Below are 24,597 nucleotides of genomic sequence, written 5' to 3'. Positions count from 1 at the left end.
ACGCGCGGTAAAGAGTTGCTCCTCGGGGAATCTTCTGACTTCCATTGCTTCTCGACTCACACCACCCCGGCAACCTCGTTCGTGTCTGACGACTCGCACCTGATTCAGCGCATTCTCCAAGGCGATACTTCCGCCTACGAGGAGATTGTGCGCTGTTACCAGCAGCGGCTATTCAACACAATGGTGCACATTCTTGGCTCGAAGGAAGATGCCGAAGATGTCGTGCAGGAGTCGTTTGTTCAGGCCTATCTCAAGCTAGGGACGTTTCAGGGGAACAGTGCTTTCTACACTTGGCTTTATCGCATTTCTTTCAACATTGCGATCAGCCATCGTCGTCGTCGAAAGAAGGTGCACTCGATCGATCAGGTGCGAGAAGAAGTTGGCAACGAACCGGTCGATCGGAGCGAGGGCCCCGGCCATCGCATGGAGCAGCAGGAGAGCATTCGCCAGGTCCACACCGCACTTGAGAAGCTCTCTGAAGAGCATCGTGATGTCCTCGTCCTGCGCGAGTTGGAAGGCATGGACTACGATCGTATTGCCGATGTTCTCGAACTGCCTGTGGGTACGGTGCGAAGCCGCTTACACCGCGCACGATCTCACTTGAAAGAGTGTCTTGAGGTCATGATTGCGCAGTCGGAGCGTGGTCAACCGTAGACGCTCCACAAACGACAGAACCGTTGGGGGAGGCGATGTGGACGTATCTAGATCGACAAAATAAGAAGGCTCATGCCGCGACATCCTGCTAGGCCTTCTGGCTTAAGCACTCTCAGGTGGATGGTCTCTGCAGCAGTTAGTCAACTTGAGCTGCGCGGGCCTCAGCGGATTCAGCCGAGGTGACCGGGAAGATGGTGTTGATGCAGGCAAAGAAACCGTAGATGCCAAACACCACGACGATCAAACTGATTCCCAGTGGTTTCGCCAAGGGCCAACTGGTCATGTCGACCGCCCCTGCATCCTTTTGCTCGTACGGTGTTTCCCGAGGTGAGACTCGGGCCATCAAGAGTTGGAAGCCTACCAGCAAGGCGAACATAAGCCCCAGAAAGTGGAAGTCGTAGAACGGCTGGTTTAGGTCGATCGCTGCGTCCGCTGTCCTCGGTTGAATAACAAAATAGAATATGGCAATGGCGGTAAACCCGACGGTCAAAGCGATATCGGCTGCAATTTTTGGGGCCCGCTTGGATAGCATGCCGACGAGAACCACGGAGAAGATCGGGATGAAGTATAGTCCGTTCATCTTCTGAAGGTAGCCGAAAATACTCTCCTGCCCGGCAAGCAGCGGTGCGATCGACATGGAAAAAACTGCCAAGATCGTGGCAAATATTTTTCCGGCGAAAATAACGCGTTTATCCGTCGCGTCGGGATGCAGCATCTGTTTGTACACGCCCAGACTAAACAATGTGGCCGTGCTATTAAGTGCCGAATTGAACGAACTGAGAATGGCCCCAACCATAACCGCAGCAAAGAATCCAGCGAGCCAGGTAGGCAGCACATCACTGACCAACGTGCCGTAGGCTTTATCATTGGCAATCGTTGAGCCATAGAGGTGAAATGCAATCAAACCAGGAATAACGAGAATCAGTGGGGCAAGGATTTTCAAAACACCTGCCAATAGGACACCCTTCTGCCCTTCTTTTAAGCTGCTGGCCCCAAAGGTTCGCTGAATGATCTGTTGGTTCGTGCACCAATAAAAGAGATTCAACAATAAAACGCCGGTGAAGAGCGTTGAGAACGGTACAGATGATTCGGGACCGCCGAGGGAATTGAATTTTTCCGGATTGGCCACGTACAGTTCTTCGACTGCTTGGAAGATGCTTTCGCTGTTGATTGCATTGAGCCCGAAGAACAAGATCAGAAAACCACCGATGAGCAAGCCGAAGCCGTTGAGTGTGTCGGAAACTGCAACGGTTCTTAGACCGCCAAAAATCGCGTAAAGCGAACCAATGATACCGATCATCCACACGGCACCCCAAAGGATCGCGTAGTCTGCCGTCCCCATCGCTTCGGCCGGAGCGCTGGCCGCAACATCCGGCCTTTCGATTCCAAGAATTCCTTTCACGTCGAGAATTCCCGTCAGGCCCGTCGCTCCCGTATACAGGATAATGGGCAGCAAAATTCCTGCGTAGGCGACTATGAAGATGAGCGAAGTTATGGCTCGCGTGGAGTCACCAAAACGCTCTTCGAGGAACTCTGGGACGGTCGCAATTCCACTTTTTAGGTAACGCGGTAGAAAGTAGAGCGCCATCACTACCAGGGACGCGCCGGCCAGGACTTCCCACGCCATCACGCAGATGCCGTCTTTGAATGCGGCACCGTTCAGGCCGACTAACTGTTCAGTCGACAGGTTGGTCAGCATAAGTGAACCTGCGATATAGCCCCCCGTCAGAGTTCGGCCGGCAAGAAAGTAGCCTGCCGACGATCCGTGGTCGTCCTTGCGCGTAATCAACCAAGTGATAAAACCCACCAGGGCCGTGAAGAAGATGAACGAACCGAGGATGATAGCCGTTTCAAGCATGGGGCTGCCTGTGAATAGTTGCGGGGGCACGAGGAGTGAGGAAACGGTTGAGGTTAACCTTTAGGGGGCTCAACGCAATGAGAAAAGTGCAATGAAGGTTGAGAAATTTTGCGCTATTCAAATGAGTGACGCAATCCCGACAAGCCCATAGCCGTGCCTAGTGAAACTACGGGTCCCATCGGTCCCGTCTGATTGGACGACGCATTGTGAGATGGTCGAGAGCAGAATTCTTCCTGTTTTATCCAATCAACCACATCTGAATTAGCCGATGGATTAACTAGAGACCTACTTTCGTCGATATTCGGCAAACCACAGAGAACGTGGATGCGTTCAGCCTACAATAACGTAGGCACAGAACTTTTTTTGCGAGAGGCGAATCATGTTTTTTATCGTTTCAATTCTGCAGCAGCAGCGGAAACAAAAATAGCGATCCACTCTGTTCAGCTAGTTACCTTCGTTGAAGCCATCTTCCGTTTGAAATTTTGGAAGCGACGAGGGGTTTTCTTCGAGCGGAACGAGGCGAACTTCGCTGATAGAGAACTTTCCGATCAAGGGAAGTCCAACCATCTCAATCTCGATGCGATATTCCTTAGGCGCATCCAGTGTTATCTCTCCGAGACGCGTTGTCGTGAGCGTTTGATCGTTATCGCTCAGTTGAATCAGGTCCTCTAAAAAGCGTGTATCTCCTATATAAACACGCATTCTGGCCTCTTGCGTGGGACTTGTGCAAATGGCATCGACTTCAATTTGATAGGTACCTGGCGTGGAAATGTGGATTTGCCAGAGGACCCGTTGGTCTCGATTTTTGAAGCCGACGATTTGGTCCCATTCATTGAGATCGATGCCTTCCCCAATCAACTTGGCTGTAAGCGGGGACAGATCGACAGATCCGTCGGAGTCCTGGTAGACCGTTGGCGGCAAAGGTTGAGGATCTGAATCGGCCGATTTGAGAACCCGTTGAGGATCAATCGATTTGGATTTAATTGCGTCTGGTTCCGGCTTAGGTGGTGCTTGCCGGGGGCGACTGCAGCCGATGCAAATGCCTAACAAAAGCACTGTTAGGAGAAAATTGAAAATGGACAAGATGTCAGTTTTCTTCCGTCGAGGGGGAAACGTGGTTAGAATAAAGCTGCGGTGCTATTCTCTATTTGTCCCTGGAAAGACTGTGTGTGGCTTCGACACGTCCATCATACCGTTTAGAAGATATTCTCGCCCTCAATGCCGAGATTATTTCGTTATCACGTGTCGAATTACCACTCGATCCTCATTTGGGGAGAATGAGTAAGGATCTTACGGGACGTCTTCGCCGTTTGGGCGAGGATCTCTCCGAGCGTCTTTCTGCAGGGCAGTCGCTGGAGGACGCGATCGAAGAACTGGGGACTGGGTTTCCGCCCATGTATCGTGCCGTGGTGACGGCCGGAATTCGCAGCGGTAGGTTGACATCTGCGTTGGAGGATATCGCGGCAACCGCCCGGCGCGTCCAAAAGATGCGGATCTCTTACCTCACAGCTTCAGTCTATCCGGCCATATTGTTGATCCTTGCAGGCATCTTCGGAGCGACTGTGGGGATGGAACAACTGCGGATGATGCGTGAAATCTGCATCAATTCGTTCCTTCCGGAAACGTCCTTCATCATTCGCTCGATCGATTTTTTCTCCGCATTGAAGCCACTTTTCATCGCGTTGATCCCCTTTGGCGGCTTGCTGCTGTTCTGTATCGCACTGTTGCAAGTCTGGCCCTCATTTCTGTTTTTGGGAGATGGCTTTGTAACCTGGCTGTTGCCGGGGGCGAAGAAAGTAGCTCGGAATTGTCAATGGGCGATGGTCTTCGATTTGATGGGGTTGTTGATTCGCCATCGATGTCCTCTTCCTGAAGCAGTCAGATTGGCGACCGAAGCGACCTGCAATCGTCGTATGACAGTGAGCGGTCGTTTATGGGCCAACCGCATAGAAATGGGAGACTTGAAAACGTCTCCTGCCGAGTTGAATCCTTTGAGCCGATGGCTCTTGGCGTCGCATTTAGAGCCTGATGCTCTGGCGGATAGCCTGACACTTACCGGCGAGCGATACTATTCCCAAGCCCGGCGACAGGGGCTATGGATTCAGAATCAGCTTCCTATTTATGCCACACTGGTGATCGGCGGCTTTGTCGTTGTCCTTTATGCGTTGATGCTTTTTGTTCCCTGGATTGGAATTCTGCGTCACGTGCTGGTCCTTCCTATTTAGCCAAGTTGTTCCCGCGTTTCGTTCATGCAGCCACCTATCGGTTCTTCGAATCATGATTCCGAGTTGAATCGCCCGCTGGTAAGCAGTGCGGAGACCGCTGATGATTTGAAGATAGAGCACGAAGTCAATCCTTCTCTCATTTCACTTAATCAGGCCGAGTCGGCCGAGCTTCTACGCTGCATCGGCGAGTTGTCCAATACCGGAATGCCATTGGATGAAGGCCTGGAAGCATTTGCTGAGGAGGTCTCGCAGCGGAAACTCAAACAAGCCTTCCGGCAGTTAGCTAAAGAGGTTCGCGCCGGAGGGAACCCGTTGGTCGATCACGATCTCAGTTTCGTGCGACTCCCCAAGTATCACCAAAGTATTTTGGTTGCCGGCATTCAATCGCATCGACTCGGAGAGACGCTTTACGAGTTGCTGGAAGAAGAAAATTGGCGGAACGAGTATTGGCGTGATTTGTGGGCCGCACTTTCGTATCCTCTGCTTTTGGCCACGGTGACGCTGCTGGTCGTCGACTTTTTGAACGTGTTCATCATGCCGATGATTCAGACGCAGTTTCTTTCCATCTATGAAGACTTTGATCTTGATTTGTCGTTTGATCCGGAAATCTTTCGGGCTCCCACCATTTCGTGGGTCAGTTTTTTTCTGTTAGGGATCGTGGGGTTGCTCTTAATTCCTGCATTCCTGACACCTGCACAGACCGCCTTGTTGAGACGAAGTGTACCGCTGGTCGGAAAAATCTTCTGGTGGTATGAATCGCTCGATTTGATCATCAAGCTTCGGCTCTTAGTCGCTCAGAATATTCCGACCCCTACCGCTTTACGTCTTCTAGAGGACGCGGTTTCCAGTCGCCGCTACGCGGAATTGGTGCCGATTTGGGCCGAGAAAATGGAGCAGGGTAAGCACTTAGGGGAAGTCTGGCAGGTTTCGCCGGACATACCTTCATCGATTCTCCCCTTGGTGCGTTGGGGGGAATCGAACAATTCTCTTTCAGAAGCATTAGAGAGCGCCGAACGGCTTTTAAAGGAACGTTTGGCTCTTCGGCGAGAATTAATTCGCAAGATTGGGCCGCCAGTGATCACTATTCTAGTGTTGGCGGCCCTGTTTTGGGCGGCTATTCGTCTTGTCGTTTTAGTTTCACCTTTAATTGACTTGATTCAAGCGTTGACCTGAGATCATGGATCTTCTTTACCACTTACAGAATCTCTGGATGGCCGTCCTCTTGGGCGTTGTTCTGCTCGTTCTGTCGAATCAGTGGGACAGCACGACTCATGAAGAATCATCCTTGCTGCGTCGTTCGCTTCGTCTCACGGCCTGGATGATCATTTGTATTGGTGGCGTGGGTTGGTGGACAGGTATTTCGGGGTTTGTCGCCGCCCTCTTAATCCCGGTCGTCTGTTTTGTTCTCTTTGGCATTGGTATGCAGCGTTACCGTGTGATGGAGAACCGTAGCCTGGTTTCGATCGTGATCGCGGGGATGGAGAAAGGTATCTCGCCGGTTGCCAGTGCAGTCGCGTACCGGCAAGAGGCAACGGGTCTTCAGGAGCGAAAAGCAGATCGATTCGCCAAGGCGCTGGGGGCAGGCATGAGCCTCGTCGATGCGTCGCGCGTCGCGCGTGTGTTTTTGCCGGCGGAAACGGTCATGATGCTCGAGCTGGGCCGGACGATGGGCAACGTCGACGTAATCAACAAGCATTCCAAGCAATTTATTCGTGACGACACGACCAACTATGGCAATCTCGACCTGTTCTTGGGTGGCCTGATTACGGTTGTTATGGTCGGATTATTTCAATTGGCGTTGCTGACGTTCACCGAAATTAAAATCAAGCCTGTCATAGCGATGATCATGGATGAATTTGATTTGAGTGCGAGTGGCTTCCCAGCGTTGTGGGTTTGGAGTCAATGGTCGACGGATATCATTTTGTGGTGTTTGTATTTCATCATTCCCATCGCCTTATTGCTGTTTGTGTTGATGATAATGGTGCAATGTGGAGTCTTCAGTGAACTGCCTTGGGGGCTTCGTTGGGTTCATGGGCCACTGAACGAGTGTCGATTTTTGAACGTTCTCTCGGTGGTGGTTGCTGCCAATCTGCCGGTACAAAGTGCGTTGGAAGTTGTTCAAGCCAAGTTTCCGGCCGGAAGAATTCGGCGAGCCGCTCGGCAGGTCGGTAGACAACAAAAAGCCGGCGCAGACTGGATTGAATCGCTCCGCACCGAGGGGATTCTGAATCGCGGTGAAGCGGCTTTGGCCAGCTCGGCACAGGACGCAGGCAACCTGTCTTGGGCGCTCAAAGAGATATCGATTGGCAAGCGTCGTCGTCATTTGCAACGGATGGCTCCGGCCATGAAGATCGCCTTGCCAATTCTTGTCATGCTGGCCGCGCTGCCGGTACTGTTTGCTGCCATTGGGATCTTCCTGCCAATTATCAACTTGGTGACTAACTTGTCCCTTTATTCGCCGGTCAACTAATCATGTCCCGAAACGTCAGTCAGCTTGGATTATCTGTGATCGAATGCGTTGTCGCGCTTTCAATCTTGGGGGCTATGTTGTCAGTGGTGCTCTCCATCCAGGTTGTCCAGTCGGCTCGGATTGGGCTTTCCAAGCAGAAATTAGTGGCAGAGCAAACATTGAGCAATCTTGCCCAACGCGTCGTCGCGGCCGATGAGACAGAAATTGCCAAAGAGACAATCGAAAGTTGGACTCAACAGCTAGAGCAGCAGCAAGAATTGCCTCCAGATACGATTCAAGTCGAGCTGAATGCAGTTTCCGAGCCAGCCGACGGACAACGGATTGTCCTGACGTGGAAGCCAAAGTCTCCGCATTTGCCGGAATACTCGTTGGTCGCTTGGCGATTCGAGCAGACACCACGGGAAGTCGCGGAGGAGCAGCCATGAGATCGCGACGTAACAAAGGAACCAGCTTGATCGAAACGTTAGTGATCATGGTGATCGGTGGAGTGATCGCCACGCTTGCTATCAAGCTGTTGCATCAGAGTCAGCTCAATTCCCGTCAGGCACAGGACTGGCTTGAATTGCAAAGTGGAGTCACGCGGTTGGAATCACAACTTCGTCAGGACTTACGAGATGCGACGGAAGTCGCGTTGCCTGATAATCAAACGCTAACCATTGAGAAGCTTGACTCGTCGGTCTCGTACAAAAATAAGGGTGGGCTCTTCGAACGCACGCTAACGTTCCAGGAATCGAATAAAGTCCAATTGGAAGGTTATCGATTGCCCAGGTGCCGCGTCACCATTTCTCAGAACGATGCAGAGCAAGTGCGTGTGCTGATTGAAGCAAACCAAGGGTTACCATCTTCGGAAGAGTACGTCATTGAACAAACCATCGGGAGGCGGCCATGAAACCGAGATCATGCAAGCCAAGCGGCTTTGTCAGTGTGTTTGTTCTGGTAGCCATGGTGGCGGCTGTGCTGATCGCCACCGCTTCGTTAATGCGGGTTGCGTCGCATTCGCGGCATTCGGCTACGGATTTGAGTCGGCCGCAAATGGACTTGTTATTCGAGGCCGCAATTGAGTTAGCGAAGTCGCGCTTAGCAGCTCAGCCAGAATACGACGGAGAATCGTGGCAGCTTGTTAAGGCGGACAGTGGCCTCAGGCAGGCAGCCAAGGCAATCATCAAGGTCGAGCCAGATGGCGACCCGAAACTTCGCAAATTAGAGATCATCGTCGAGCTTGGTGATGACTCCGTAGCGATGCTTCGTGACCAAAGAACATGGACCATTTCACTCCCAGCGTCGGAGATAAACTAATGAACGCGAGAACTTTCCGCGGATTTACGTTGGTCGAATTACTGGTAGTCATTGCCATTATTGGCGTATTGATTGCCTTGCTGCTTCCCGCCGTGCAACAGGCTCGCGAAGCGGCCCGCCGGATGCAGTGCATGAACCATCTCGCCCAGTTGGTACTGGCTCTGCACAACTACGAGTCCGCGAATCAGCATTTCCCTGCAGGTTCAATCAACGATACGAGCCCCATTCGGAATATTCCTAAGGGGTATCATCACAATTGGATTTCGGCCACCCTCCCCTACCTAGGAGACGCAACCACCTACAACCATATCGACTTCAAAAAAGGAGTCTACGATAAGGTGCAAAATGGTCCCAGGGCTTTAAGTCTGGAGATGCTGGAGTGTCCTTCAAGTCCCGTCAATCGAGTGAATAATCGAGTCGGTGCTTCTCACTATGTGGGGATTCACAACCATTGTGAATTGCCGATCAGTGAATCGAATACGGGGGCGTTTATATTGAACAAATCTCTCTCGACTGCGGATTTCAGCGACGGTGTGGCCTTCACGCTATTTCTCGGGGAAGCCAATATAATACCCACCAGTAATCTTGGTTGGTTAAGCGGTACGAGAGCAACTCTTCGTAACACAGGGGCATCTCCAAAAAGTGGCCCCGCGATGGCGTTGCCCAATGTCTATACCGACCCAGAATGGTTAAACACGCTTGAGATGCAGCCAGGGGAAGCGTTTGATAATATTAGCGCGATGATTCCAGGTAACGATGTCAGTGACGAAGAAGCGGAAAAGGAAGAAGGCGAGCAAGGCGAAGAGGCCAAGAACCTGACCGAAGCCGATTTTATGGACTTCAAGGGGAAGAATGTGCCGCTATTGCAAGCGAAAGTGCTTGGCGTGATTCCGAACGACCCAACACTATATGTGGGCGGCATAGGAAGTTACCATCCCGGAGGTGTCAACACGGCTCTAGGCGATGGTAGCGTACGCTTCATCTCGGAAACGATTGGATCGGTCCCGTTCCATCAGATGGGACATCGCTCTGACGGCCAATTGAGAGTCAGTGAGTACTAGACGGAAATATTCATGTTAAAAGGTCAATCCTTCCCACTGATCTTTCTGATGCTGCTGGTTGCGTTCTCGGCGATTCTGGCACGCATCGCCATGCCAATCGTGCAATCATTTCAAACGCATGACGTCTACGGCTCGGCGGTAGCAACAGAGCAATGGGTCTCTTGGAGCGTGGCCATGGTAGTGACCGGTGCCGTAGTAGGATTCATCATAGGATGGATCCGCGAGTCTTTTTGGCCTGGGGCAATCGTTGGTTTAATTCTTGGTAGTGTGATTGGCGCGGCCTGCACGCCATTTCTGGCGGTTCCTACGGCGCTAACGGCCTTATGTGACTTGGCTTGGATCTTCATCTCGTTGATTTTGCTGGCATTCGGGACAATACTGATTGAACGCCGCAGCAGGAGTCCTCAAGATAGTGATCAATACGTCAAGTCACTCAAAGAAACACCTGAGCAATCGTGATCGAAGCTTGCTAGGGATATTGATCGCGAATTTTTAACGAGGGCATAGGATGGTCAGCAATATCAGTCGCGTTCTCTTGGTCGAAGACAATCCGGCCCATGCGAAACTGATGATGAGGACACTCAGCGAGTTTGGTGAATCGCTGGATATCGATCACGTTAGCGATGGCGAGGCTGCCCTCGCATATCTTTTTCAGACCGGTAGATTCGAGCACATGAACAAGCTGCCACACTTGGTATTGCTTGATCTGCGAATTCCTAAGTTTGATGGCCTGACAGTGCTGGGACGAATTAAACAAGACTCGGTGCTTCGACAAATTCCGGTCGTCATTCTCACAACTTCGGATGCCGACTCGGATGTTCGCGGAGCGACCGATAGGTTTGCAAACAGCTATTTGGTAAAACCAATTGAATACTTGCAATTTGTCAAGGTAATGCGGTCTGTCGGGGCCTATTGGACCGAGTTGAATCATACACCTTCAACTTGAAGGGAAAGTTCAACTTCCATTGCCTGCGACGAAGCCACCAGGCAGTGCTCATCCCCGAATTTTCTGCGGAATAACTATGGTAGGTAAGTTGCGTTTGTTGATTGTTGAAGACGATCCCGCGCATGCGCGACTTATCATGCGTGGTTTTCGTTCAGAAATCGAAGACTTCGAACTGACGACTCATTTCTCGCTCAAAGATGCACGCGATACCATCGAACAAGCGGTACCTGATCTGGTAATCGTCGATCTTTCGCTTCCCGATGGTTTGGGGACCGACTTGATCGAGCCGCAAGGGAAAGCGGGCCGGTATCCGGTAATGATCATCACGAGCCAGGGCGATGAGCAGACGGCCGTTGACGTTTTAAAACGCGGTGCGATCGATTATGTCGTCAAGTCGGAAAGCGGCTTCACAGAATTACCTCGATTAGCCAAGAGGTCCGTTCGAGAGTGGCGTCTACAACGCGAGAAGATGGAGGCAGAAGAAGCGCTTCGCAACAGCGAACAGCGGTACCGCGCTCTGATCGATCATTCTCCGACGTCGATCGTCGTCGCATGTGAAGGAAAGATTGTCCTCGCCAATGGAATGGCTCAAAAATGTTTGCGGGCTAGTTCCACGGCCGAAGTGGTCGGAAAGTTTATCGAAGCATTTGACATCCCAGATAACGGAGTCTTGGGCAGAGGCGATGAAGGGAATGCTGATAGACGTTCACCAAGCCAACTAAATGAGTACGTTTTGCGTCGGGTTGACGGGACGCTTTTAGACGTTGAATTGATGACCACCTCGGTGGATTATTACGGTCAAAATGCGACGCAATATGTGTTTCAAGACATTACCCTACGCAAAGCAGCCGAAACAGAAATGCGTATTCGCGACCGAGCGATTGCTTCGGCGGGGGATGGAATCTTTATCGTTCAACTCTCTCTCGGCGAGATCAAGGTTGTCGACTGCAACCAGGCATTTCTTGAGATTGTCGGTTGCGATCGCGAATTAGTCGGCCAAATCGGACTGAAAGTCATTCGCTGTGATTCGCGTTACGATGCCCGATTGCGTTTGATAGTCGCAGGGATTCATTCCAGACAACCGGCACGCGACACAATAAGGATCCAGGCTGAAAACGAGGAATTTCGCTGGGTTGAGATCTCTATTTCTCCTGTCCACGTGTCCGATAGCCAGAACTCACATGTGGTTGGAGTTGTTCACGACATCACCGAGAAGGTCAATGCCGAGGAAGAAATCCGGCGGCATAACGCAGAGCTCGCCCACTTTCTGCGATTGACGGCCATGGGAGAATTGGTCGCGGGGCTTGCTCACGAGGTAAATCAACCGCTTTACGCAATCTCGAACTACGCTGGGACTTGTGAAAACCTCCTCAAGTTGCCTGAGGGGATTGATAAGCCGAGTTTGCAGCAGTGCGTTTCAAGAATTGGCCAGCAAGCCCGGCGTGCCGCCGAGATTATTCGCCGACTTCGGAATTTCGTTAGTCGTACTGCTCCCAAAGCGGAATCCGCTGAGATCAAAGATTTGCTGGGCGACTCGATTGCTCTCCTGACACCGCTTTTGGAAGAGCAGGCGATCGAGATTTCTCTTGAGATAGATTCTTCGACGCCCCGTGTATTTGTGGATAGAATTCAAATAGAACAGGTCTTGATCAATTTGATCACCAATGCGATTGATGCGATTGATGACAACAATGCCGAACGTATCATCGAAATTAAGTCGAAACTTGTGGAAACCAAGCAAGACCCGATGGTTCAGATTTCGGTGCGTGACTACGGTGTAGGGCTTCCTCCGGCCTTCGACGTGTTCGAGGCGTTTCAGTCCACCAAGGAAAAAGGAATGGGGATGGGCCTATCTATCAGTCGCACGATTATCGAGTCGCATGGGGGCAAGATTTGGGTTGAATCTGGCACTTCACGCGGTACAAGCTTTTTCTTTACGCTTCCAACTTCCCTCCAACAGGTAACTGGCTATGCCGACGAATCCGACCGTGTTTGTCATTGACGACGACCCTGCGGCACGTGAATCGATTGGGATGCTCATTCGTTCCCTCGGCCTTCAAGTCGAAACGTTTGCATCCGCTGAACAATATTTGCAATCATTCGATGCCAACCGTCCCGGTTGCGTCGTAACCGATATGCGAATGTTGGGGCTTAGTGGTTTAGAACTGCAAGAGCAATTGGTTGAAATGGGGGAACGCATTCCAGTCATCCTTATCTCGGCGCATGCGAATATGCAGATCGCGGTGAAAGCGATGCGTAACGGTGCGATCACCTTTCTGGAAAAGCCTTGCCAGCAGCAGGAAATCGTCGATTCGGTTAATGAAGCGATCGCCTTGGATGCCCGTTGGAGGCAGGAATCCAAAGAGTCGGCCGAAGCCAAAGAAAACTACGAGAAGCTGAACGCCGGCGAACGCGAAGTTATGAAACTCATGATGGTCGGCAAGGCGAACAAAGTAATCGCCAATCGGCTGGATGTAAGCCTAAGAACTGTCGAGGCACGTCGCCATAACGTCTTCAAGAAGATGAACGTCGACAATATTCCGGATTTGACCCGGCTAGCGATGAAGATCGACGAGCTTCGTGCTGAGATCGAATCGAATGCGGATTCCGGCGAAGGGATGGAAGAAGAAGAGTGATCGTTCAAGAGCAACGCGTCAATCTCTTGGCTGCCCTAGCACGAGGGCCCCGATACTCAGCGTGACGATAATCGGGAGGAGCGTCATCGGATAAAGTGGGGGCTTCGGTTCCTGATAGAGATAATCTTTCGTTACGAGCCAACTCTCGGCTCGTAGCCATCCTTGGTCGGTTCGCCGCCAGATGACCGTGACTTCCGGCTGAGCAGCCGGGCCACGCGTTGGCAGCACCATGGAGGTCGCTGTCCACAACGCTCCGAGTACGAGAAAAACACAAAGAAGCAAGCGAATCACGGAAAGTTCGTTTCTGCAAATACTTGAAAAGCAAGAAGTCGTTCCTCCTCCTGTTTTGCAGAGAATGTGCCATGACGGCCTGAATTGTCACTGGGTTTCCCTAACCTCTGTAGTGAAAGTCGGTTGCAGAACGTGGATGCTGACTGGTTGCTACTTTCCTGTGGCGTTCTTGCCTCACAATATGGGTGTGCGATGTTGCTTTTTGGAAACGCGATGCGTGAGCGACACCGCTGGATTTCCGTGAAAGCTCAATCTTCGAAAATCGAAAGTTGCCTCAAGGTGTGCCGTGACCTATTTATTTCACGTGCGGTCTGCGTTTCGAACCGAGCGACCGGGGGAACTTTTCGCTTCCAAAATTGACGGGATGAGAATCACGATGACTCAAAATACTTCTCTTAAAGATCTGCTGGCCGGAGCCCAACTGCCTGCTTTACCGCAAAGCGCTATTCGATTGTTAGAACTCGCTCAAGACCCCGAAAATGGACCCGCAGAATTTGCGGTACCCATCGAAGCTGATCCAGGGCTGACCGGACAGGTATTGCGATTCGTAAACTCGTCGTACTTCGGTTTCTCGCGAGAGATTTCCAACGTAAAGCTTGCTATTACGCTTGTGGGGATTCGCACGATCAAGAATTTCGCACTTTGGAGTGCTGTCTTCAGCTTGATGCCCAACCCAAAGAGTGGCCCATTTGATCTCAAAAGCCTGTGGCAAGATTCTCTGCGCCGCGGTCTGTTTGCCCGATCTGTTGGAAAGCATCTGGGCTTGAAGGATGCCGAAGATTTGTTTGCCGCTGCTCTGCTGCAAGACATGGCTGTGCCGTTGCTGGCGAAAGAGCTTGGCGACAAGTACCGCACGCTGATCGAGGGTCGTAGCGAAGGCCAAGCTCGTATGTCAGATCTGGAACGCGAAACGTTTGGGTGGACCCACGCAGAAGCAGGCGGTGTGATTGCTCGCGGCTGGAGTTTGCCAGAAGCATTCGCTGAACTGATTGAATCACACCTGGATCTCGAAGATTACCTGGCCTCTCCGGAACAAGAGCCGGGACGTGTTGCTGTTGCACTCTCTGCACTATTGCCGGCAACCGCCGACGAATCGTGGAAAGAGTTGGAGCGTTTCCAGTCGGGCTACGAAAAAGTGATGAAGGGTGGTCCAACGGTCGCTGAGACTTTGGAAAAAGTCGACGCCGACTACGAAGAGTTTGCTCCGGTTCTCAAGTTGGCCAACCCATCGGTCACGCTTGTCGAGCTGTACAATCAAAGCCTGCAAAAGGCGGCTACGTAGTCTCTGCACAAAGTCTTCGCTGCTTCTTTGGTCGCCCCCAATCGAAGAAGCCATGAGACAAAAAGCAAGAATTAAAAAAAGCCGCTCCCAAGGGAACGGCTTTTTTCTGTTTGGCATAACAGATCGTAAATGCAATGTCTTACCAGACGAACTCGCCGCCGAAGTAAGCACCATGAAGGATTATGTCGCTTGATGCTTGTACATGATTAACAACAGCGAAGTCTTCAAAGTTTTGCGGGATCTGGTCGGCTGCCAGGCCAACGCCGCTCGCGGCAAGGGCTCGGTAACCACCCTTGAAAGTCAGGCAGTTGAACACTTGGTAATCGACGCCCAGATCGAGTTCACCCAGGAAGGTAACTCGGCTTCGTGAGCTGTTCAGGTCAAATGCTCCACCATTGTTTGGGCTGGCGACATTGTCGACTACTGCGTATCCGTTGGCACCATACAGTTCGGAATCCTGCGTAACGATGTTACCGTAGATACCGAACTTGGTACCCAGGTGAACGTTCCAGCAGCCGTGTGTCCAGTTGCCGATGAGGCCGATCTGCGGACCAATCAGGTTATTCGATACGTCGATATCGTAGTTGACTTCGTCGACTTGACCGGTGTAGCTATAGTCGACCGTGTCGGCAGAGTAAGACAGCGATTCAGCGAATCGGAAGTAGCGAACACCACCCAGGACACCCACCGAGAAGTTGTTGCAACCCGTGTTGCAAGTGAACATGGTCGGATCTTGGAACATGTTCAGTTCAAGATTGTAGAAATCCGATGTGCGACGAAGTCGGTGATTTAAGGCGTTGTTGTAGTAGTCGTCGATATTGGAAAGACCGCCACCACCGTTGTACGAAAGACCTTGGAAGTTGTCTTCCAGAACGGTGTTCAAGTTGCCGGTGACTTGCGTGTTGTTCACTTGGAATTCGGTGGTGTCCCGAATCGCCCAGAACACGCCTTCCCAAGCCCAGGTACCGCAGCCGGTGTGTTTGCCAAGGCGAACTTCGTAGCCACCTGACCAATCCATCCCGGCATCGTGCGAGCCCATGACTTGTCGGCCGATGTCACCCGTGTCGTAGCTCAACCAAACCTCTTTCTCGAGGTCACGGTTCATGATCAGTGCACCACCATAGGCAAACCAGCGGTTGCACGGCATGCAGATATTGGCGTACGCTTCGCTACCGTATCCGCCGTAGCAGTCGCCTGAGTCGCAGTCACCGGACGAAAGAACCGATTGTTCTAAGCCGGGCATCACAGGCGGAGCCACTTCTTCGTGCTTGCCTTCAAGGGCATCCATGTAAGCTTTGTCTCCTTGTATAGGTTCGAGACTGGCTTCGGGTTTGTAGCTCACATTCGAGGTTGGCTGCGACCACAACTTGGCGGGCGCACTTGGCTCGGCATAGTAGGTCGCCCCAGGGCGATATGCCGACGATGGGTAGATGTCGCCAGGGGACTGGGCAAACAACGCGCTGGCACTTAGCAATCCGGCCAAGGCACCAGGTACAGATAGAAACGTCTTCATGACTAAAATGCTCCACGACTTTGCTTCGGACCCGTCGAGGTGACGAACCTCAAAGCTGCCAAACAATGCGGAGTTATTGGATTCCGTTCCACACTCTGGCTTCCTGCTTCGCACGGCCACCATGCCGCACGTGGCCACAACCGTGTGGCCGTTAGCATTCATCGACAGCTGCTAGCGGTGTTGATAGCAGATTTTCTAGAGCAAAAGAGCTTTTCGGTAGACAGGGCCTTATAAAACCCGACTAATCGCTAGCACTAGACCGCTAGCCTTATTCATCCGCGGCGATAGAGCCGTAGAACTGCCCGTAGAAACGGGAATAAGAAACTGGATGTTAAGAAATACGCTTCGAAACAAGGTTTGTCAAAAAAATCGGGATGAAAAAGTTTTGCTGATTTCGTAGAGCTTGCTGTCGAGCTTCCGCTGTAAAACGCTATTGGGTAAATGGTTGTCGGCTCGTTACTATCCGTCAGGTTGGTTATCGATCGCATAAGTTAGCGACACAACGAACACGCCCAGCCAAGTCCAGGGGAACGGATGCGCCTGACATTGCGAACGCTACTGGCTCATGAACATGGATTGTTGAATGAGCAGCAAGCGGAACTTATCGCCCTGAAGATCGAACAAAGCCCGTTCGTAGCTCAACTGCTGCGCCACTTGAAAGATCGAGCGGCAAGGCGTGAGATTGTTCCACTGGCGATCGAAGCACGTGGAACGCTTTGTCTTGAACGAGTATCTCAATATCTCGATTACGTACTACCCGCCGAAGAAGTCGTTAAACTCGAGAACGAGTGTTTTGCGTCGGATCGTCTCTTGGCTGAAGTTGCGTCTTGCCATGAAATCATTGCCCAATGGCTCTCGACCCCAACACCCACAGAGCCAGCTCTGCGTCAGCGTCTGTATGCGATCATGCCTGGGCCAATTGAGTCTATTCCAGCAGCGAATGATGAAATCGCAATCGACCTCACTGCGTTAACCTATCAATCCGCGCCACCAAGCACGCCGCTGGCTGAGAAGCAGGTGGTTGCCGATCGGCCAGTGCCTGCGAAGGGAGGCTGGGTTGGCGGGACTTTTCGCTTATTTGCTTTAGCTGCCAGTGTTTTAGTCTTGGTTACATTTGTCACGATGAATCGAGACAAAGTCGAGGCGATGATCGCCCAGCATTGGCAAAGCAAATCACTATCCGCTTCCGAGCCTAAAAATATTCCAGAGGTTCCAACGGATAACATCGCACCGGACGTCCTGGTTTCTCAGGTCGAGTCGATGGCGTCAATTGAAACGACATCGCCGAAAGCAGCAGTCCCGGCCCTGCTGCCGGAAGTTGCCACGACGGCGTTTCACATGCCCGTTTCTATCGATCAAGATCCGCTAGTTTCAAACACGTGGAATGTCGACACGGCCCTAGGGACCTTACTTCAAGACTCCCTTAGCGGATCTTGGCAAGCAGCAAAGATCCAGCAACTCACCACAAACGACGTTGTCGTAAGTCCCGGAGGACATTGCCGAATCATTCGTGAAGGGATTCAGCTTGAATTACGACCGCTATCGGAATTGTCGTTGAGTGAAGGTGAGGTCGCCAAACTTCGGTATGGCTCGCTCATCGTCGATATGCAGCCTGGCAAGGAGTTTACGTTGGACGTTGCCGGGCAACAAGTGAAAATATTGGCCTCTCATGGACCGGTTCGACTGGGGCTATCCACGCGGGCGGTTGTTGCTCGTGGACTTGATTTTGCAACTCAGACTGCGAATCAGGAAGTTCATTTCGAGGGAATCTCGGGTGAAGCAGAACTAGTCATACCTAGCTGTCGCGGTCCAATTCCTGTTCAGTACGGACAGAAGGTCATCGCCCATATGAATCATGGAGTTCGTGGAGGTGATGTGAGCGAGCCGAATGAATCATGGATTAAAACTCCGGGATCAGTTCTCGCTAAGGCCATTCAAAACTCGGGGGAACCGATTCGCTATCTACAAGATTCACGATCTGCGGAAATGCCCGGACATCGCCTCGATGCGACCATAACCCTTGTCCAGTTGGGGCAAGTAGATGTCTGGGGCGAAGCTTCGAGCTCTATTCAAGATCCGCAATTACTCGAGTCCCATTTGATGGATGTCCAGAATTTACTGGCACAGGATTCAGCTTTAGCCCAAGCCACGAAGAGCGCGCTTTTGCGGCAAAGTCCCGAGCATGGACCTCTGATTTATCGCCTGATCTGTGGATTTTCAGACGATCAGCTAACCGACGAAACTCGCTTGCAGCTGGAAACCTTGCTAAGGCATCCCGAGCCGACTGTGCGGGCTTGGACCCAATTTCAGCTCTCGAAGCGACAAAATCGGTAGCAGAATCTAGAAAAGTCAGCTGGCTAGCGGCCCCTGGTGCCGGTGAATCCGGAGGAGATATGCCGCCTAGTGGAACCTGGCTTCAGGTATCCACAAGCCACCGTTGTCATGATATTAACGGCGAACTCTCTTTAATTGCGACGATCTGCCGCCTTCTCGGGGGGATCGCACCTGACGAACGGATGGTCGGAGATTGCCATTTGACACTTCTCGGTTTTTAAAAAACGTCTAGAAATTGGTGAGAAACGGGTGGTGGCTCCATTTGTCAGCCTGATCGCTTGCTTGTAGACTGGGTGGTTTCCGCTATAGCATCCATGATGAAACGGGGGCTACCTCTCCGTCGTCATGTCTGGTTAGCTAACCGATATGTCGAGCTTTAGCCCCACTTAGCCGGATCGTCCCGTCAGGAGATTTCATACGTGCAAGTCAACATATCAACGCGCCATGGTCAATTGAGTCCCGCCTCACAAGAAACGATCACTGAGAAAGTTTCTAAGCTAAACCGATTGTTTGAGCGCATCACTGCGGTGGAAGTTACGATCGACCTGGAGCATACCGAAAAGCCAGAGGTTGAATTGCGCGTCACGGCCGAGAAGACGGATGACTTTGTGGCGACAGACAAAGCGGAAAGCCTCCTTGCAGCTTTGGACAGCACCATCCATAAAATGGAACAGCAGCTCCGTAAGCACAAAGAAAAGCTGAAGGCGCATCGCGGTAAAGGGCAACCTGCCAGCGATGCGGAAACGAACTTCGAGGGATAGAACAGAGACCACACTGGCGAAACTACGCTGGACATCTGGCACCGAGTCTTTGCACTGACTTGTTACCGGCCCGGTCCACCATGAAAAGGAACCTAGCTAATGAAGTTTGCCGATTTTATCAGTGTGAAGGCAATCAAGCCGGAATTAGAGTCGAAGGATAAGGAAGCCGTCATCCGCGAATTGGCGGCCAGCCTCGTGGCGTCGGGCGACCTCATGGAAGATAGTGCCGAGAGCATCATCAAAGCCATTCTGAAGCGTGAAGAACTGGGAAGCACCGGCATTGGCCGAGGCATCGCCGTTCCTCATACAAAGCACCCCAGCGTCGAAAAGCTGGTAGGGACCGTTGGCGTTAGCGCGGACGGTGTCGACTTCAACAGCTTGGATGGCGAATCGGTCCACTTGTTCTTTTTATTGGTTTCGCCTCCGGATCGTCCTGGAGATCACCTCCGAGCTCTGGAGAACATCTCGCGTCAACTACGCGACGACATGTTCTGTAAGTTTTTGAAGCAGTCAAAGTCTGTCGATGACATCAAGACTCTGCTAGACGAAGCGGACAACAACCAGTTCGGCAGCTAACATTCGCATCAATCCTTGGCGGAGATGCCGAATCGGCTTGAGGCGGGGTCATCGAGTCGAATTCCTAGCGGCATCCCTTCATACGGGGCAACGTTCGGATGGGCGATGAATCCATCATTCGAAAAGTAATTGTGCCAAATCGGCAGGGACTTCATGCGCGCCCAGCGAACTTGTTCGTAAAGGTTGCGATGCAATATCAGTCTCAGGTCGAGATCACGCGCGATGGCTTAAAAGTGAGTGGCAAGAGCATTCTCGATGTGATGACTTTAGCAGCCGAACACGGAACCGAACTGACCATTATTGTCACCGGTCCCGACGCCGAGGTCGCCGCGAATGCCCTGGTAGATGTTGTGAAACGCTTCATCGAAGAGGACGATGAAGAGAACGAATTGTGATTCGATAAGTCGTCTCACGCGTTCTCGTACTAAATAAAGTGAGCCAATTTTAATGCGAGTTTTCCAAGGGATTGCTGTCTCTCCTGGCGTGGCTATTGCCAAGGCCATGGTGGTCGACGATAAGCAGCCGAAGGTATCTCGCCGCTTTATTTCTCGAGCCAATGTCGAAGCGGAACTCAAACGTCTGGCTGACGCAATGGATCTGGTCGCCGAGCAAATTCAGACCAGCCAGGACGAAGTTGCCACGGAACTGGGAGATCAGTACGGAGCAATCTTCTCGGCTCATTTGCAGATGGTTCGTGACGAGAAGTTAAACGAGTCGCTCATCGACTCGATTCGTTATCGCCATTACACGGCCGAATACGCCGTCTCGCAGTCATTTGCTCGCTATATCCAGTTCTTCGAGCGTGTGCCGAATCCTTTCTTAAGGGAAAGGGCAGGTGATTTTCGCGACATCGAACAGCGTTTGCTCAATGTGTTGTTCGGCGCGGATGCCAAGCGAAAGCTCGCCGCCAAGCAGCCATCGATCGTGATCGCACACGATCTGACGCCCAGTGAAATGGCCAACCTGGATCGCGTGAATATCCGTGGGATCGTCACCGAGGTGGGGGGCCCTGGTAGCCACTCGGCGATCGTGGCCGAGGCCTTAGAGCTACCGGCCGTGGTTGGTGTCGGATCTCATCTTCGCGAGATTCAAACCGATACGACGCTGATCATCGACGGGCATCAAGGCAGGGTGATTGTCCAGCCTGACGAAGAGACGATCTTACGGTACGAGAATGAAGTCGAGCAGCAGCGTCAGACGAAGATCAAGCTTCGCGGTTTGCGTGACCTTCCTGCGGTTACGGCCGATGGCGAGACGATTACGTTGATGGCCAACATCGAGTTCCCGCACGAGGCCGACGCGTGTATCGAGCGCGGTGCCAGTGGCGTGGGGCTGTATCGGACAGAATTTCTTTACCTGGGCCAAGAAAGCGAGCCGACCGAAGAAGACCACTACCAGGTTTATTCCAAAGTCATTCGCGACATGCAGGGAAGCCCTATCGTTATTCGTACCTTGGATTTAGGTGCAGATAAGATTTTCGGTGATGGGCATCCGCCAGAGCAAAATCCGTTTCTAGGTCTGCGGAGTATCCGGCTTTCGTTGCGAAACACGGATCAGTTTCGCCGTCAGTTGAGGGCCATTCTAAGGGCCAGCGTGCTGGGTGACGTATCGGTGATGTTCCCTTTGGTGAGCACGCTTCACGAACTTCGTCAGGCCAAGATGCTGCTTTCCGACTTGATGGAAGATCTCGAAGAGCAGTCGATTGCCTTCAACCGAGACCTTAAAGTCGGCATTATGGTTGAGGTCCCGTCAAGCGTCATCATGCTGGACAGATTCGCTCAGGAAATCGATTTCATTAGTATTGGAACTAATGATTTGGTCCAGTATACATTAGCAGTAGACCGCAATAACCCAGACGTGGCGCCCCTTTACAATAGTTGTGACCCGGCCGTCCTGAGACTCATCCAGATGGCGGTCGATTCGGCTCGTAAGGGAGATATTGATGTCACCTTGTGCGGCCAAATGGGGGGGAATCCTGTTTACACCATGTTGCTAATTGGCATGGGTTTGCGTAGCTTGAGTGTTACGCCGAGCGCGATTCCAGAAATCAAACAAATATGCCGCACCGTCTCCGCTCAGAAATGTCGAGAGTTGGCGACCCGTGTGCGAGACATGGACAACGCATGGGAAATTAAACGATTGCTACGAGAGAACTTACGGCAATTGTTTCCCGATGATGCCTAATGCGGTATGGCGGATGTACGTCCACCAGCCGAAAAAAGAAAGCCTTGTTAATCAGGGCCAGATAGACAAATCACAGAAGAATATTTTTCCGGTGAATCGTAATTCGCCGGATTCCTTGACACAGGTCCAAGGCAAGAACGCTTTTATCGAATCCAGGGCAACCGACCCCGTCGCAGGGACTTTTAAAAAGCCTGTTACGGGAGCGAGCCGATTCCAAGAGACCAGCGACAGACAAGTGACCCAAGCCCAAGATGGCAAAAGTCAGCGATAAGAGGACACGCCAAATTAACCGCTAACCGCTAGAGCCAGCCATCGCCATCACAGGGCGAAGAACGACAGCAGCTCCTCAGCGAAGATGCGGAATATAGATTGTGCGAGATCCCTTTACCTGCGGCCACTTTGCGATAGATCGCTATTTTAGAATCGTTGCCTCAACAAGGAATACACTGTTGGACAACCCGACAAGCCGCGTGAAAACACTTCAGGTTGCTCTCAAGCCACCGCAGTAGAAGATCCGGACCGGGCTCGGCGTAGGTCGAAAGATATCGTCGAGACAGCCTCAGTCAACACCATCGCATTCGAGAAAAAGCTTTCGCGGTCATGGTCCCATGCACCAAAGCGAGCTTTTCATGAAAAAAGAGATGCTGATCAACGTATCGCAGCCGGAAGAATGCCGGATTGCGATCGTGGAAGATGGAATTCTGGAAGAGTTCTATCTTGAGCGGAGCAGCCAGGAGAACTTTGTCGGCAACATCTATAAGGGTGTTGTCGTTAATCTTGAGCCGAGTATTCAAGCAGCGTTTGTCGACTTTGGTGTCGGCAAGAATGGCTTTCTCCACATTAGCGACGTCGAGCCGCAGTATTTTCGCCAGGGTGGATATGACCCGGCCGCTCAGTACGATCGTCCCGAAGATTTAGCCGCATCGCGGTTTGGCAGTGACTTCGGCGAGGACGATGATAGCGACGACAATGGCGACTCGGACGACGACGGTCCCTCAGACGGAGGTGGAACCAAAACTCAGCAGCGTCGCGGTCGTCGGCAACGTCCCGGGGCACGTCCACGTGTTAAGCCACCTATTCAAGAGATCTTCAAGCGAGGCGACGAAGTCCTCGTGCAGGTCATCAAGGAAGGGATCGGTAACAAGGGGCCAACCTTATCGACCTATATCAGCATTCCAGGGCGCTACCTGGTCTTGATGCCGGCACTTGGTCGAGTCGGTGTTTCTCGCAAGATTGAAGACGACCAGGTTCGTCGTCGCTTACGCGGCACGCTTTTGGATCTTGAGCCGCCCAAGGGGTTGGGGTTCATTGTCCGCACAGCCGGACAAGATCGAACGAAGAAAGACCTGTCCCGCGACATGGCGTACCTGCTTCGCCTGTGGCGTTTGATTGTTCGCCGAATTCGCAAGACGACTGGACCCTGCGAGATATACGAAGAGAGCGATATGATCATTCGCACTATTCGCGATATCTTTGCGGCCGATGTCGACGCGATTTATATCGATCGAAAAGAGCAGTACGAGGCTGCCAAGGAATTCCTGCAACTCGTAATGCCACGATTTGTCGATCGTTTGCATCGGCATGATGCGAAAGATGCCTTGTTCCGCAAATATAACCTGGACGAGGAAATCGCGAAGATTCACCAACGCGAAGTTCCCCTGTCCCGCGGTGGTTCGATCGTGATCGATCAGACCGAAGCCCTAGTGGCAATTGATGTGAACAGTGGAAACTTCCGTTACGACGGAAGCTCGGAAGAAGCGGCCTATCATCTAAACCTGTTGGCTGCCAAGGAAATCGCTCGCCAGCTTCGCCTGCGTGACCTTGGTGGAGTGATCGTCAATGACTTTATCGACATGCGACGCGAGAAGCATCGAGCCAACGTCGAGCGTGCCCTCAAGGATGCAGTCAAACGTGATCGAGCCCGTACGAAGATTCTGCGGACAAGTCCCTTCGGTTTGATCGAGATGACGCGTCAGCGTGTCCGGCCAAGTCTCAAGCGAAGCATCTTCCGAGATTGCCCCTGCTGCAGCGGCCGTGGCGTTGTGAAGTCGTCCGAGAGCATGGCGATTGAGGTAACGCGTGTCTTGATTGCTGCAGCCCAGCAGCCCAAGGCAAGCCAGATCAATTGCCGAGTTAACGAAGAAGTAGCTGCCTACCTGAATAACAAGAAACGTCGGGAAATTGCGGTTATCGAAGACGACAACCGGGTAGTTGTCCATATCATCGGCAGCGAATCGGTCTTTCCTGAGCATGTTGAGGTGGAATGTAAAGATGCGGAAGGCCGCCGTATTTACATGACCGATCCGCACGATGCTTCGCGCAATGGTCGACGCTAAGTCTTATTGTATCAATGGTTTATGGGTGGGGCATGTTTAATGTGCCTCGCTCTGGTGTGGCCTCTAACGTTGCCAAGGTCTAGCACGCCAGGCAAGTGCAGGGGCCAATTTGAAGAAAACAGTTTGGGTGCCCTCGACAGTTTGCCGTTTGCCCGGTAAATTGTGTGGTTTCCC

At 52.1% G+C, this 24,597-nt stretch carries 23 protein-coding genes; 19 read left to right on the top strand and 4 right to left on the bottom strand.

Annotation, left to right across the window (positions count from 1 at the left end):
- Window positions 1-81: 81 nt before the first annotated feature.
- Window positions 82-654, top strand: a complete 573-nt coding sequence (locus tag HOV93_RS08445; protein ID WP_207396047.1) for an RNA polymerase sigma factor — start codon at window positions 82-84, stop codon at window positions 652-654.
- Window positions 655-790: 136 nt separating this feature from the next.
- Here HOV93_RS08445 and HOV93_RS08440 read toward each other — a convergent pair whose 3' ends face one another.
- Both HOV93_RS08440 and HOV93_RS08435 read right to left on the bottom strand, forming a co-directional pair.
- Complete coding sequence (locus tag HOV93_RS08440) at window positions 791-2,512, bottom strand: solute:sodium symporter family transporter (protein ID WP_207396046.1); 1,722 nt, start codon at window positions 2,510-2,512, stop codon at window positions 791-793.
- A gap of 444 nt (window positions 2,513-2,956) precedes the next feature.
- Entirely contained in the window at window positions 2,957-3,595 is a 639-nt protein-coding gene (locus HOV93_RS08435) for a hypothetical protein (protein ID WP_207396045.1), read from the bottom strand.
- 86 nt (window positions 3,596-3,681) lie between these two features.
- Here HOV93_RS08435 and HOV93_RS08430 point away from each other — a divergent pair, with 86 nt between their 5' ends.
- From HOV93_RS08430 to HOV93_RS08380, 11 genes are all read left to right on the top strand, one after another.
- Window positions 3,682-4,737 (top strand): type II secretion system F family protein, encoded by a 1,056-nt coding sequence (locus HOV93_RS08430; RefSeq protein WP_207396044.1) that lies wholly within the window; start codon window positions 3,682-3,684, stop codon window positions 4,735-4,737.
- 24 nt (window positions 4,738-4,761) lie between these two features.
- Window positions 4,762-5,910 (top strand): type II secretion system F family protein, encoded by a 1,149-nt coding sequence (locus HOV93_RS08425; RefSeq protein ID WP_207396043.1) that lies wholly within the window; start codon window positions 4,762-4,764, stop codon window positions 5,908-5,910.
- A gap of 37 nt (window positions 5,911-5,947) precedes the next feature.
- Window positions 5,948-7,207, top strand: coding sequence for a type II secretion system F family protein (locus HOV93_RS08420; RefSeq protein ID WP_207396042.1), 1,260 nt, complete (start codon window positions 5,948-5,950; stop codon window positions 7,205-7,207).
- 2 nt (window positions 7,208-7,209) lie between these two features.
- Window positions 7,210-7,632 (top strand): hypothetical protein, encoded by a 423-nt coding sequence (locus tag HOV93_RS08415; protein ID WP_207396041.1) that lies wholly within the window; start codon window positions 7,210-7,212, stop codon window positions 7,630-7,632.
- Window positions 7,629-8,096, top strand: coding sequence for a PulJ/GspJ family protein (locus HOV93_RS08410; RefSeq protein WP_207396040.1), 468 nt, complete (start codon window positions 7,629-7,631; stop codon window positions 8,094-8,096). Before HOV93_RS08415 ends, HOV93_RS08410 begins: the two co-directional genes overlap by 4 nt.
- On the top strand, window positions 8,093-8,503 hold the full coding sequence (locus tag HOV93_RS08405; RefSeq protein WP_207396039.1) for a hypothetical protein: 411 nt from the start codon (window positions 8,093-8,095) through the stop codon (window positions 8,501-8,503). Before HOV93_RS08410 ends, HOV93_RS08405 begins: the two co-directional genes overlap by 4 nt.
- A complete protein-coding gene (locus HOV93_RS08400; protein ID WP_207396038.1) occupies window positions 8,503-9,564 on the top strand; it encodes a DUF1559 domain-containing protein in 1,062 nt (353 codons plus the stop codon). Before HOV93_RS08405 ends, HOV93_RS08400 begins: the two co-directional genes overlap by 1 nt.
- Window positions 9,565-9,576: 12 nt before the next feature.
- Window positions 9,577-10,023: a hypothetical protein gene (locus tag HOV93_RS08395; RefSeq protein ID WP_207396037.1), complete on the top strand. Its 447-nt coding sequence runs from the start codon at window positions 9,577-9,579 to the stop codon at window positions 10,021-10,023.
- A 49-nt stretch (window positions 10,024-10,072) separates the two neighbouring features.
- Window positions 10,073-10,510 carry a response regulator gene (locus tag HOV93_RS08390; protein WP_207396036.1) on the top strand — a complete coding sequence of 146 codons (438 nt, stop codon included), beginning with the start codon at window positions 10,073-10,075 and terminating at the stop codon, window positions 10,508-10,510.
- A gap of 76 nt (window positions 10,511-10,586) precedes the next feature.
- Window positions 10,587-12,512 carry an ATP-binding protein gene (locus HOV93_RS08385; RefSeq protein WP_207396035.1) on the top strand — a complete coding sequence of 642 codons (1,926 nt, stop codon included), beginning with the start codon at window positions 10,587-10,589 and terminating at the stop codon, window positions 12,510-12,512.
- Window positions 12,481-13,146: a response regulator transcription factor gene (locus tag HOV93_RS08380; RefSeq protein WP_207396034.1), complete on the top strand. Its 666-nt coding sequence runs from the start codon at window positions 12,481-12,483 to the stop codon at window positions 13,144-13,146. The genes HOV93_RS08385 and HOV93_RS08380 overlap by 32 nt, the downstream gene beginning before the upstream one ends.
- 18 nt (window positions 13,147-13,164) lie before the next feature.
- Here the strand turns inward: HOV93_RS08380 and HOV93_RS08375 are convergent, their stop codons facing one another.
- On the bottom strand, window positions 13,165-13,437 hold the full coding sequence (locus HOV93_RS08375) for a hypothetical protein (RefSeq protein ID WP_207396033.1): 273 nt from the start codon (window positions 13,435-13,437) through the stop codon (window positions 13,165-13,167).
- Between the two features lie 376 nt (window positions 13,438-13,813).
- On the opposite strand from HOV93_RS08375, the gene HOV93_RS08370 reads away from it, so the two are divergent.
- Window positions 13,814-14,719, top strand: coding sequence for an HDOD domain-containing protein (locus tag HOV93_RS08370; RefSeq protein ID WP_207396032.1), 906 nt, complete (start codon window positions 13,814-13,816; stop codon window positions 14,717-14,719).
- 139 nt (window positions 14,720-14,858) lie between these two features.
- Here HOV93_RS08370 and HOV93_RS08365 read toward each other — a convergent pair whose 3' ends face one another.
- Complete coding sequence (locus HOV93_RS08365) at window positions 14,859-16,394, bottom strand: BBP7 family outer membrane beta-barrel protein (RefSeq protein WP_207396031.1); 1,536 nt, start codon at window positions 16,392-16,394, stop codon at window positions 14,859-14,861.
- A gap of 372 nt (window positions 16,395-16,766) precedes the next feature.
- Here HOV93_RS08365 and HOV93_RS08355 point away from each other — a divergent pair, with 372 nt between their 5' ends.
- The 6 genes from HOV93_RS08355 to HOV93_RS08330 all read left to right on the top strand — a co-directional run bounded on the left by HOV93_RS08355 (window position 16,767) and on the right by HOV93_RS08330 (window position 24,423).
- On the top strand, window positions 16,767-18,566 hold the full coding sequence (locus tag HOV93_RS08355) for a hypothetical protein (RefSeq protein ID WP_235990005.1): 1,800 nt from the start codon (window positions 16,767-16,769) through the stop codon (window positions 18,564-18,566).
- Between the two features lie 419 nt (window positions 18,567-18,985).
- Window positions 18,986-19,327, top strand: a complete 342-nt coding sequence (hpf, locus tag HOV93_RS08350; RefSeq protein ID WP_207396028.1) for a ribosome hibernation-promoting factor, HPF/YfiA family — start codon at window positions 18,986-18,988, stop codon at window positions 19,325-19,327.
- Window positions 19,328-19,426: 99 nt separating this feature from the next.
- Window positions 19,427-19,903 carry a PTS sugar transporter subunit IIA gene (locus tag HOV93_RS08345; protein WP_207396027.1) on the top strand — a complete coding sequence of 159 codons (477 nt, stop codon included), beginning with the start codon at window positions 19,427-19,429 and terminating at the stop codon, window positions 19,901-19,903.
- 98 nt (window positions 19,904-20,001) lie between these two features.
- On the top strand, window positions 20,002-20,298 hold the full coding sequence (locus HOV93_RS08340; protein ID WP_207396026.1) for an HPr family phosphocarrier protein: 297 nt from the start codon (window positions 20,002-20,004) through the stop codon (window positions 20,296-20,298).
- Window positions 20,299-20,350: 52 nt separating this feature from the next.
- Window positions 20,351-22,087, top strand: coding sequence for a phosphoenolpyruvate--protein phosphotransferase (gene ptsP / locus HOV93_RS08335; RefSeq protein WP_207396025.1), 1,737 nt, complete (start codon window positions 20,351-20,353; stop codon window positions 22,085-22,087).
- A 629-nt stretch (window positions 22,088-22,716) separates the two neighbouring features.
- On the top strand, window positions 22,717-24,423 hold the full coding sequence (locus HOV93_RS08330) for an Rne/Rng family ribonuclease (RefSeq protein WP_207396024.1): 1,707 nt from the start codon (window positions 22,717-22,719) through the stop codon (window positions 24,421-24,423).
- The last annotated feature ends 174 nt before the right edge of the window (window positions 24,424-24,597 follow it).

This window comes from Bremerella alba, from assembly GCF_013618625.1.
In the GTDB taxonomy this organism is placed as follows: domain Bacteria; phylum Planctomycetota; class Planctomycetia; order Pirellulales; family Pirellulaceae; genus Bremerella; species Bremerella alba.
Note: the sequence above shows the minus strand (reverse complement) of the source record. Positions and strands in the feature narration are given on the sequence as shown.